At 55.8% G+C, this 9026-nt stretch carries 11 protein-coding genes; 6 read left to right on the forward strand and 5 right to left on the reverse strand.

The window, feature by feature from the left end; genetic code table 11:
• The first annotated feature begins 4 nt into the window (after positions 1 to 4).
• The 4 genes from rsmI to DMG62_12510 all read left to right on the forward strand — a co-directional run bounded on the left by rsmI (position 5) and on the right by DMG62_12510 (position 4171).
• Positions 5 to 1027 carry a 16S rRNA (cytidine(1402)-2'-O)-methyltransferase gene (gene rsmI / locus DMG62_12495; protein PYY22673.1) on the forward strand — a complete coding sequence of 341 codons (1023 nt, stop codon included), beginning with the start codon at positions 5 to 7 and terminating at the stop codon, positions 1025 to 1027.
• Between the two features lie 330 nt (positions 1028 to 1357).
• Complete coding sequence (locus tag DMG62_12500) at positions 1358 to 2377, forward strand: hypothetical protein (protein PYY22674.1); 1020 nt, start codon at positions 1358 to 1360, stop codon at positions 2375 to 2377.
• 185 nt (positions 2378 to 2562) lie between these two features.
• Positions 2563 to 3447, forward strand: a complete 885-nt coding sequence (locus DMG62_12505) for a flap endonuclease (protein ID PYY22675.1) — start codon at positions 2563 to 2565, stop codon at positions 3445 to 3447.
• Between the two features lie 37 nt (positions 3448 to 3484).
• Positions 3485 to 4171, forward strand: a complete 687-nt coding sequence (locus tag DMG62_12510; GenBank protein ID PYY22676.1) for a DUF1349 domain-containing protein — start codon at positions 3485 to 3487, stop codon at positions 4169 to 4171.
• A gap of 19 nt (positions 4172 to 4190) precedes the next feature.
• Here DMG62_12510 and DMG62_12515 read toward each other — a convergent pair whose 3' ends face one another.
• Together DMG62_12515 and DMG62_12520 are read right to left on the reverse strand one after the other, a co-directional pair.
• Positions 4191 to 4466 (reverse strand): hypothetical protein, encoded by a 276-nt coding sequence (locus DMG62_12515; protein ID PYY22677.1) that lies wholly within the window; start codon positions 4464 to 4466, stop codon positions 4191 to 4193.
• Positions 4467 to 4738: 272 nt separating this feature from the next.
• The gene (locus DMG62_12520; GenBank protein ID PYY22678.1) at positions 4739 to 5119 is read right to left on the reverse strand and encodes a hypothetical protein; all 381 of its coding nucleotides are present in this window, start codon (positions 5117 to 5119) and stop codon (positions 4739 to 4741) included.
• A 289-nt stretch (positions 5120 to 5408) separates the two neighbouring features.
• On the opposite strand from DMG62_12520, the gene DMG62_12525 reads away from it, so the two are divergent.
• Positions 5409 to 5660, forward strand: a complete 252-nt coding sequence (locus tag DMG62_12525) for a hypothetical protein (protein ID PYY22679.1) — start codon at positions 5409 to 5411, stop codon at positions 5658 to 5660.
• A gap of 351 nt (positions 5661 to 6011) precedes the next feature.
• Here the strand turns inward: DMG62_12525 and DMG62_12530 are convergent, their stop codons facing one another.
• Positions 6012 to 6479 (reverse strand): hypothetical protein, encoded by a 468-nt coding sequence (locus DMG62_12530; GenBank protein PYY22680.1) that lies wholly within the window; start codon positions 6477 to 6479, stop codon positions 6012 to 6014.
• A 266-nt stretch (positions 6480 to 6745) separates the two neighbouring features.
• Between DMG62_12530 and DMG62_12535 the strand changes: the two genes are divergently transcribed.
• Complete coding sequence (locus tag DMG62_12535; GenBank protein ID PYY22681.1) at positions 6746 to 6940, forward strand: hypothetical protein; 195 nt, start codon at positions 6746 to 6748, stop codon at positions 6938 to 6940.
• 179 nt (positions 6941 to 7119) lie between these two features.
• Here DMG62_12535 and DMG62_12540 read toward each other — a convergent pair whose 3' ends face one another.
• Together DMG62_12540 and DMG62_12545 are read right to left on the reverse strand one after the other, a co-directional pair.
• Positions 7120 to 7548, reverse strand: a complete 429-nt coding sequence (locus DMG62_12540) for a hypothetical protein (GenBank protein PYY22682.1) — start codon at positions 7546 to 7548, stop codon at positions 7120 to 7122.
• Position 7549: 1 nt separating this feature from the next.
• Positions 7550 to 8746 (reverse strand): hypothetical protein, encoded by a 1197-nt coding sequence (locus DMG62_12545; GenBank protein ID PYY22683.1) that lies wholly within the window; start codon positions 8744 to 8746, stop codon positions 7550 to 7552.
• Between the last annotated feature and the right edge of the window lie 280 nt (positions 8747 to 9026).

Genomic DNA, 9026 nt, shown 5'->3' on the forward strand with positions numbered 1-9026 from the left:
CAGCATGCTGCGTCTCTCCTTTGGGCGCACGCCGAACTGCTACACTGCCCTCGCCTTGCCCAATTCACGCGATGATGAATTCCCGAATGATCTCCCGCCACTCGCCCCCGGACTCTACATTGTTGCTACACCAATCGGGAATCTCGAGGACATTACATTGCGCGCTCTGCGTGTCCTTCGCCAGGCAAATCTGATCGCTTGCGAAGATACGCGGCACACGCAAAAGCTGCTGAATCATTTCGATATCAAGACGCCGACGCAGAGTTATCACCAGCACAACGAAGCAGCGCGAGCGCAGGAACTCGTAAAACGCATCGCGTCAGGAGAGCGGGTTGCGCTCGTTTCCGATGCGGGAATGCCGGGAATCTCCGATCCCGGTGAGCGGCTGATTCGAGTTGCGATCGAACGCGGGCTAAACGTTGTCGCGATCCCAGGGGCCTCAGCGCTGGTAACTGCACTCGTCGCGAGCGGACTGCCAGCCGACAAATTTCGCTTCATTGGGTTCTTGCCTGCTCGATCTGGCGAGCGTCGCAGCGTGCTCGAGAGTCTTGCGAGCTTTACTGAGACGCTCGTCTTCTATGAGGCTCCTCACCGCATCTCCGACATGCTTCACGATCTCGAAACCACATTCGGCCCCGATCGCCGAGTAGTAATCGCGCGCGAGCTTACCAAGATGCATGAGGAGTTCCTGCGAGGAAACGTGTCGGAGGTCTCCGCCGAACTTACCCGACGCGCTGCAAACAAGGGAGAAATAACTGTCATCGTTGCCGCCAAGCCCGAGACCCAGGAAACGCAACGCCCAGAACGAAGTCTAGCGCAACGCATGCACCAATTGATGACTACCGAGTCCCTGGCAGAAAAGAATGCACTCAAGCAAGCAGCCCGCGAGTTCGGACTCTCGAAAAGCGAAGCCTACCGCGAATGGCAGAGAGGGAAAAAGCAGGGGACAGGTTACGGGGGAAACAAGCGGACAGGTTACAGGGAACAGGGAATAGGGAACCGAGAACCGAAAAAAAAGGAAATGTAAGAAGAATGCAGTTGTTGGTTTTTCCCTGTTCCCTGTAACCTGTGCCCTCGCTTTTTGCCTGTCCCCTGTCCCCTTGCTCTTGTGTCCTCTGCTTTTCCCAATGTGAGCACCGCGATGCTCATCATGGCTTTCGAGAGTCCTAAGGCGAAAAAAAGTTATACCTCTGAGCTCTCGTATTTTCAGCAGTTTGCATCAGACAGTAGGTGGGTGTCGTTGGAAGCAAAACTGCTGCTCACTAGCTGAGAGTATTGGTGTGCCGCCCGGCAAGCACGATCAGCAGAGTTGCGTCCACCCCTCATCTTCTTGAAACCCTACGGCCCGGGAGTCTGAATGGCAGAGCATGTTCTGGACCAGATCGTTGCCGATCTTCGACAGCGCGCAACGACTCTATATCCAAATCGTGGTGAGTTGCGAAATATCCGAATCGTAGGACACACGCCCAAGAGCGATCACTTCATCTATGACCTTGTAGCTGATTTCGCCAATGGCGCCGAGCGCATGGCGCTCAAGGTGTACCGTTCCGGGAAGAACTTGCCACAGGCAGCCCGCAATCACGCAGATACCGAGTATACCAATTTGGAACGCGTGTACAAGGCTTTCACAGAACATGAGCTGCCCGGTGTCCCGCGTCCGCTAGGGAACTTCAGCGCGCTGAATGCGGTAGTGAGCGAGAAGATCCAGGGCGTACCGCTGCAATCGATGATGATGAAGGCCGCCCTCCTCCCCGGCTATGACGACAATCGATCGTTACGAGAAGCCGCAGTCAAGGCCGGCGAGTGGCTCCGCAACTTCCACCAACTTACGGCCGGACCAACCCAGGTGTTTGACCCCCAGCAACTGCTGGCAGAACTCCAAACCCTGTGCCTGAACTGCCGCGGCGAAGGACTCGACAATGAAGCGATCCAGATGATCCTCACCGGAGCCCAGAACTCGCTCGCAAAATCCCGGAAATCGATTTCTACCTCTGCCGTCCTGAAAGATTTCACGCCGCTCAGCATCGTCGTCACCGAAAATGGGGTGGGAGTCTCTGATTACGGCAAGATGTCCGATCAGGGAATTTCCTTCAACGATGCCGCCACATTCCTGGCATCGGTCGAGGCGCTGGAGAAGTATCCGTTCTGCAACCGCGATATCACGGGACGGGTACAGGAAAGCTTCCTGCAAGCCTACGGCGCAAGCGGAGCCGACCAGGCGATTCTGCGCGTGCTCAAGATGCGCGCGCTACTGTCGATGTTCGCCCAGGGCCGCGGCGTGAAGGAGAGCGCTGTGCGTAAGAAGGTAATGTGGGCAACAGTGATGAAGCGGTTCATCCAGCAAGCCGCCAGCCGATCTCTGGCTCCAGCCGCATAACTTTTCCAGCTTCTCATTCCTGTGGCACAGGCGCTTGTCTGTGCCCTTTGTTTTGGCGAAAGAGAGATGCCTTTCCCAGGTCGAAGCCTTACTCATCTATAGGCAGGCTTGCAGCACGGCTGGCAATTAATGCCCCTTGAAGGGCAAATCATTTAACATCGCGCACAGAAGCGAATTGCAGCCCGATGAACATTCACCTGGTCGACGGCACCTACGAGCTCTTCCGCTACTTCTTCGCGGTGCCATCCGCAACCGACCGCGATGGGCAGGAGATTGGGGCCACGCGCGGCGTGCTCGGTACTGTTTTATCGATGATCGAAAAGGGCGCAACCCACATTGGTGTTGCAACCGATCATGTGGTGGAATCATTTCGCAACGAACTTTATTCTGGTTACAAGACCAGCGAGGGCGTGCCTCCCGAACTTCTCTCGCAGTTTCCCATTCTGGAAGAGGCACTCGATGCCATGGGGGTGTTGGTCTGGCCAATGGTCGAATTTGAGGCCGATGATGCTCTGGCCTCCGCAGCCTTTAATGCCGCGCAAGACGAGCGCGTCAGCCAGGTGGTGATCTGCACTCCGGACAAGGATCTGGCGCAATGCGTCGTCGGGACGCGAGTCGTTCAATGCGATCGCCGACGTGAGATCGTCCGCGATGAAGCTGGAATCATCGAGAAGTTCGGCGTGCGGCCGCAGTCGATTCCGGACTACCTGGCGGTCGTCGGAGACAGCGCTGATGGCTATCCCGGCCTCCCTGGATGGGGCACCAAAGCCGCGGCTCTCACGTTCTCGCGATACTTGCATCTGGAAGATGTCCCCAAAGACTGGCGCGAATGGCATCCCTCAATTCGCAAAGCCCGCCCATTGTCGGAGTCATTGTTCCATGCATGGACCGATGCCCTGCTGTTTCGCACCCTCGCGACGCTGCGGCTTGATGTGGCGGTGTTCGCCTCTGTCGATGATCTCCGTTGGAAGGGGCCACGAGCCGGCTTTGAGGAGTATTGCCGCAGGATGAACGCGTCCGCTTTATTTGATCGGGCTGTTTCGGCGGTACCAGTCAAGTCTCTGGCTTGAGCTGTTGGATTATCTCTCGTGGAGAATTGAGCCCAACATGGACCATCTGCGCACGCGCAAGAATGCCTTCACTTCGGCTCTGGTTATATGTGGTGCGTTACTGCTTGCTGCTACTGCAGCCGCACAGGAAGCGAGGCTAGCCGGCGTGCCCGCAAGACTCACCTGGAAGAATTCGCCTTCTGCGTGGCACATCGATTCTGGACGCGAATTGAAGATCTCCGCAGACAAGAAGACCGACTGGTTCGTCGATCCTTTTGACGGAAGGGTGGACAACACTGCTCCCATTCTCTTCTTCGTGCCTGGTCCGGATTACGTTCTAAATGGCAAGGTGAACGTCAGCTTTCGTTCCAAGTGGGATGCCGGGGCATTGATGGTCTGGGCTGATGATCATCATTGGTCGAAGCTTTCCTTCGAACTGTCTCCGGAGAAGCAGCCTACGATGGTAACTGTGGTCACGCGTGGGTTGTCAGACGATTGCAACTCGATTCCCGTTGCCGGAAACGAGGTGTATCTGCAGATAGCCCGCACTGGAAATACTTACGTGTTCTATTCTTCTACCAATGGTCGCGACTGGAAGATTCTGCGTACCTTCAGCCTCGATAGCGATTTGCAGCAGATGGTCGGATTCGAAGCGCAGTCCCCGGCAGGATCCGGCGCAAACGTCACCTTCTCGGAAATTCACTATAGTCCGGCCAAGATCAAAAACATCTACACCGGACAGTAGGCAGTGCTAATAGAGTCGATCAGTGCACTTCCACTGGCTTGATTTTGCTTCCACTCGGCGATCTCCAAACCACCGACCCGTTCTCATCGTAAAGTTCAATGCTCGATTGGTCATGATTCATCCCGAGCCGTGCACGGACGTGCCCGCTGTTGTCCTTCAAAATGAATTCCTGCGCCTCTATCCTCCTCATCGACTGCTCAGTCTGTGCGTGAGCGCCGAGAAAGATCAGGCTTGCCAGAAGCATTAGCAGGAACCAGCTGGCGATCCTCCAGTGGTTCACATTTCCAGCTGACATTTTGTCCTCCCGGTTCTGAGTCGGCTGGGCACACGACAACGCAGCCGCTGCAGCAAGAATGCGGCGCAGCCGAGCCCTTGCAGGTTTTGTGCAGAGCTTCCGGTCCCCTCGGTCTTGGTTTCTGATTCGCGCTTTAGCGCCTGTGCCAGCGTGGCTGATGACGAAACTCTTAGCTCAGCGGCTAAAGCATAACGGGAGACTTTGACCGCACGGATGAATCCGTGCCCTGGCGCGAATTTTCATTTTCCGCAGCCTGTGCGAGCGGGTGGACCCTAATGTGGAACACACTCCTGAAGCTTGTTCAGGACTTGTTTCGGTTGTCCGGCACTAATTGCGCAATCCACTCCTGGCGGCGCTTCTTGTCCATTCAGTGAGCCGCGCACGAGCAGCACGATCGTTATCTTCGGAGCGACAGCTTTCAATGATTGCGCCACCGTCCATGCCTCCCCTTCCGCGAAGAAGCCCTGATCGATAATGGCGGCGGGAATTCGATTGTGCAGGCAAACGGCTACAGCCTGGTCGGAGGTGACGGGCGCAACGACCAGATAACCCTTGCGTTGCAGGAGACGCTCCAGCTCAACATGGCGTGCTTGCGCCAATATGAGGATAAGCTTGCTGCGACGCTTCGCAGCTCGCTCCTTATCCCCATCCAATTTACTTACTAGTCGAGAAATCGCCATAGACGCAGATAGCGCGCAGGCGAAGTGGGCACTGAATTATGTCATATTCGTGATGTCAGGTCGAAGACAGGAGGCCACACTCCGACTAGGATCATTGGCGCGACTGCCGAGCAAAATTCCCAAAGCCGCAATCTCGCACGCAGATGTCTCCCTGAATCAGCCCTGCAGATCTTCAGAGACGCAAAGCAGGACGCTTGTAACACCGGTGTCTACGTACTTTTCTTGCCGCAACTAACAAGAAACTTCTGGCATCATTTTGTGCATGGCTGATCAGGAATTCCCCCCTTCCGCGCCGGAAAATACTGTCGGTGATGAGGCCACCTCCCCGCAAGTTGAGACTTGGCATCCGCACCCGCGGCATCAGCCCACCCCGCCTTACCAGATGCTGCGTAATTCGAGCGTCGAGCGCCGCCGTCCGGAAAATGCCGGCATCCGCCGTTGGATGGACTTGGCCGACAAGGCATTGAGTTCCAATCCGGATTCCGAGGCGGAAGAAGATCCCAGACCCGCGTGATGGAACTTTCGTCCCCGCGCTCTGTGAGTTTTCCACAAGCTAGTCACGCACTGTGACAACGTAAGTTGCTGGTTCGAGCATCTTAGGCGCCCATGTACGTGCACGACGACATCACATGGGAGCAGTTTGAGCAGAAGTTCCGCGAAGCCTTCAGCAGAGAGATGACCCACGACGAACACCGCTGGTTTCACACCATCTGGACCACGGTACATTCTCAAAAAAAAGAAAAAAGCAGCGCCGCCGCAGCCTGATTCGGAGGCCGTCCTCCGACCCAGAAAGCATGGATCAGTAACAGCCTGTCCGTTACTCGCCTTTGTCTTCGAGGGCGGACGAGAATGGCGTCATGCTGAGCTAGCACATCGACTGTCTCCGCGTCGCTAGACGGTACAAACCCTGCAGGGCGCGGCGATACGTCCGGCTGCAAGGCAGTTCTTTGCCATCCTGCAGCAAGACGATGAATTCGCCACTGTTGCAGGGCTGCAATTCCCGGATGCGGCTGACGTTCACGATAAAAGAACGGTGAATCCGAATGAATCGCGTGCTGTCGAGTTGTGCCGCGATTTTGCTGATCTGCTGGCGGAATAAGTGTGATTCCCCCTGAAACAGATGCAGCCGTATGTAATTTGCGTGAGCCTGGATCCAGTTGATTTCGTCGATCGGCACAAAGATCACGCGCCCGCCAGACTTGATAATCAGGCGATTGTTCGCTGGCTGCCTGTTCTCGGAAAAATCGGCGTTTACTGCGGTTCCCATCCACACGGTGTTCCCATACCTCCGGATTATTGCGAAAGCAAAGTTTCGCGGCGAATCAACTCTCATAGGCTCCACTAAAGAGTGGTTTGTCACAATAGCCACTTGAGAGAAATTTCATATAGCCATCATGATTTTCCGGAATGAAGAAGATGTCTTCCGGAATTTCACCGCTCATCGCGATTGACCGGGACGGTCCGGTGGCGCTGCATCAGCAGATTTATGACACGCATGCGACTACTCTACGCTGAGCGCCGCAACCTTCTGATGGAGAGCATTCGCAAATACCTGGGATTCGCGGCAAACATCATCGGCGAGCAGGCCAGAATGCATCTATGTGTGACCGAGGGATCAACGATCGCGAGATCGCGGAACGCGCCGCAGGCCAGCATCTCTGGCTGCTGCCGCTCTCGTCCTCTTATCTGCGCAAGCCCGCATTTCACGGATTCATTTTGGGCTTCGGCAGCACGAAAGCGGAAGAAATACCTACTTGCGTACGCAAGCTTGCTGCTCTATTAAAAACGAATTGAGGAACAACTCATCGGGTCAACGGTTTGATTCCGTGGTTCCGGCCGCCCCCGGCGTGTAGAAGGCGCGCGAATCGCACGCGGTGAGATTGCTCATTGTGCTTGCAGGACACGCATGGCTAAAAGTTTGCGGCTATATGCCGATCATCTCGATACAGCGTTCGTTGTTTTCATGCCGGGATTCAAGCTCCGCTTCCAGCGGCACTCGTGTTTGCGACATCATTGATCGTCGTGCTGGCAAATGAAATGCCTGCAATTCCCATTTCTGTGCATCTCGCAGCCCAGGCCTCTCGGGAAATCGCGCCGTCTGAAAGTTGCTGGATCAGCTTGTGCGGGTTAAGTTGTTCGTCACCTCGGCTGAGATAAAACTCTCCAGGGCGGGAATGCAGTGTCCATCCATGGTTGATCAAGGTGAGCCCCAAAGCTGTAGCCAGAAGAGAGCGCGCCCGCTCAACCCGTTGCTCAGGTCTCAAGAGCATCCCCTCCGGATCACGGATTTTGCGTGCGATCTGCGGAACTTTCCCCAAAGCTTCAAAAAGCTTGTCAGCGGCGATCTCTTGCAGGAGCGAGGAATATTCGCTTACCCAGTTCGCCCAGGCCGGGATCAGCACCTTATTTCTCCCACGAGACACGCTTCAGCGCGTTCTTCGGCAAGCCGGGATTCGCACATTCCAGAAAGCGCAGTTCCTCCGAACCGGGATCGTTCAGCAGCCCTAAGGCTGGGGTTAGATCTCCAGATGGAGACTGGATGGCCAGCCGCTCGGCCGCAGTGAGGCGATCCCGAAGCGGGGGATGGGTATCGAAACTATCCTTCTTCCCTTCTCGAATTTCGCTCTCGATGCCCAATTGAACCTGCTTCGCAATATCCGGCGCTGCCAGAAACTGCGAGAAGCCGGCGCCGATCGCAGGCAGGCAACCGAGATTGAGCATGGGGAGGACTTCGGTTTGCCAGTACGTCGGCCAGGCCAGCGCTGTTCCATGCACAACCCGCAGGCCGCCGCTCAACCATTCCGGCCCAGCCACGATCGCCGCAAGCTCGTCCGCCCGATATTCCTGACGCCGTGAGACGAAATTCACGGCGCGCAGAAATACGAGCCAGTACCATTTCAGGATTCCAAACACAACCATGTACAGCACCGCAACGATGCCTGGCAAGCGGTGTTCTCCCATCGAACCGATCGCGCGGAAGGTGCGGATCATGAACATCTGTGTCCGGTGAACCCATGGCCCGAGGCTGGTATCCCCGCCGTAGTAATGCGCAAATTCATGGGCCAGGATCGCCCTGAATTGGGAAATGTTGAGCGCGGCGAGTAAGGGCAGCCCCAATCCCATGACTCGCCTGCTGCCGAATCCCATGAGACCGCCACGATCCGCCACCCACGCGTTGGGATCACTAATAAGATAAATCTCCCGTGGAACAGGCTCTCGCAGGGACGCAGCAATGTTCTCGATTTCTGCAAAGAGACGTGGGTGCGACGCGAGCTGCAGCAAAACCCCGGGCGCTTCAAATTTGTCGGGCCGCGGTACCAAAGACCAGAACATCACTCCGGCAACTACGATCCCGCCCAGCAACAACGCAAACGTCTGAAAGTTGGGAAGGTTAGAGACGGCCAACCATGGCAGATACACACATGCGACAGCCAGCAGCAAAGTAAATAAATAGGAAAAGACCACCATAACGATCGCCAGCATCGCGAACAAAAGCAGCGAACGGCGTTGCGGAATACTGCCTACAGGAAGCGACATGACTGATGAAAGAGCCCGACTAAAGAAGTAAGTCCGGCTCTGGAACTTGAACCGACGCAACATACCACACTCGCTCTCTCCGATTCGTGAAATTCCGAAAGCTCGACAACCATGGGAACGTTTGCTACGTGAGTTGAGTGGACTATGTGGAGGCCGGATGCGCTACCCGGTTTTCCGCCTAGACCGACGGTTTTTGATCATTCTGTGGCATTTTTGCCACTTCCTTTGTGGCCGCAATTCGTGGTAGCACAGCAGTAGGAATGTCGAAGTTCGGTGCTAATTCGGGAACTAAGCGGTTGCGGGCTGGCTACTGTCTGTCGAGAGGCGAGAAGTATGGCCAATG

The organism is Acidobacteriota bacterium (assembly GCA_003225175.1).
GTDB lineage: Bacteria > Acidobacteriota > Terriglobia > Terriglobales > Acidobacteriaceae > Gp1-AA112.

What these genes read in the sequence shown, in the direction of transcription:
- DMG62_12500 (PYY22674.1), top strand. Translation starts at nt 1,358, where the DNA reads ATGGCAGAGCATGTTCTGGACCAGATCGTTGCCGATCTTCGACAGCGC.
- DMG62_12510 (PYY22676.1), top strand. Translation starts at nt 3,485, where the DNA reads ATGGACCATCTGCGCACGCGCAAGAATGCCTTCACTTCGGCTCTGGTT.
- rsmI (PYY22673.1), top strand. Translation starts at nt 5, where the DNA reads ATGCTGCGTCTCTCCTTTGGGCGCACGCCGAACTGCTACACTGCCCTC.
- DMG62_12530 (PYY22680.1), bottom strand. Translation starts at nt 6,479, where the DNA reads ATGAGAGTTGATTCGCCGCGAAACTTTGCTTTCGCAATAATCCGGAGG.
- DMG62_12515 (PYY22677.1), bottom strand. Translation starts at nt 4,466, where the DNA reads ATGTCAGCTGGAAATGTGAACCACTGGAGGATCGCCAGCTGGTTCCTG.
- DMG62_12505 (PYY22675.1), top strand. Translation starts at nt 2,563, where the DNA reads ATGAACATTCACCTGGTCGACGGCACCTACGAGCTCTTCCGCTACTTC.
- DMG62_12535 (PYY22681.1), top strand. Translation starts at nt 6,746, where the DNA reads ATGTGTGACCGAGGGATCAACGATCGCGAGATCGCGGAACGCGCCGCA.
- DMG62_12525 (PYY22679.1), top strand. Translation starts at nt 5,409, where the DNA reads ATGGCTGATCAGGAATTCCCCCCTTCCGCGCCGGAAAATACTGTCGGT.
- DMG62_12545 (PYY22683.1), bottom strand. Translation starts at nt 8,746, where the DNA reads ATGTTGCGTCGGTTCAAGTTCCAGAGCCGGACTTACTTCTTTAGTCGG.